Below are 873 nucleotides of genomic sequence, written 5' to 3'. Positions count from 1 at the left end.
AGGGCTTCAGCGTGCGGTAGAAGGTCGGCACCCAGGAGATCGAATTGAAGCGACAATTCCTCCAGAGCTTGCATATGGAGAAAAGAATCCCGAGTTTGTATCAGTTGTTGATCGGGCTTTGTTTGACATTCCGGAACTAGTCCCAGGTATGAAGTTTCAAACTAATACCGGTGAACAAACTCAGATTGTTCAAATTGTCGATGTTACCGAAAGTACTGTGACGGTTGATGCGAATCATCCGCTGGCGGGACTTACCTTACGCTTCGAGTTGGAAATTATTGCAGTAGAGGAAAATTCATAAAAGCTATAGGTGAACAAGAATTTATTGTTTTGATCAGGTAATTTTCGAAACAGCATATATACTAAGTGTAACAATGCGTATTTAGGTGTAAGTGTAGATTCTCTTGCATTAGAAGGTGCGTGTATTCATCAACTCCAGTATTTATAAGAAAAAGCAGATGGAAGTAGAAGATCAAAACGAAGCGTGGAAAATCCTAATTGTCGAAGATGATGAGCGTTTAGCAGGGCTTACTAAAGAGTACTTAGAAAGTAATGGTCTTGTTGTCTCAGTTGAAGGCAATGGTACGAACGCTGTAGACCGAATTGTAAATGAGAAACCTGACTTGGTAGTTTTAGATTTAATGCTGCCTGGTGAAGACGGCTTATCCATTTGTCGCAAGGTTAGACCTAGCTACAATGGTCCAATTCTCATGCTGACTGCTCGGACTGATGATTTGGACCAAGTGCTTGGATTAGAGATGGGCGCTGATGATTATATGTCTAAGCCTGTTCGTCCAAGAGTTTTGTTGGCGCGTATCCGAGCTCTTTTACGTCGTATTAAAGATGTTGAAGCGCATGCAGATACTTCGCAAT

The 873-nt window shown here is 41.8% G+C and carries 2 protein-coding genes; both read left to right on the top strand.

What is annotated here, in order from left to right:
• Window positions 1-301 (top strand): peptidylprolyl isomerase (locus A3738_RS08810; RefSeq protein ID WP_197473735.1); only part of this gene is annotated, 301 nt, incomplete at its 5' end.
• Window positions 302-458: 157 nt separating this feature from the next.
• Window positions 459-873: response regulator (locus A3738_RS08805; protein WP_156504118.1), on the top strand; the 415-nt coding region annotated here is incomplete at its 3' end.

The sequence above is a fragment of the Oleiphilus sp. HI0066 genome (assembly GCF_001635725.1).
Note: the sequence above shows the minus strand (reverse complement) of the source record. Positions and strands in the feature narration are given on the sequence as shown.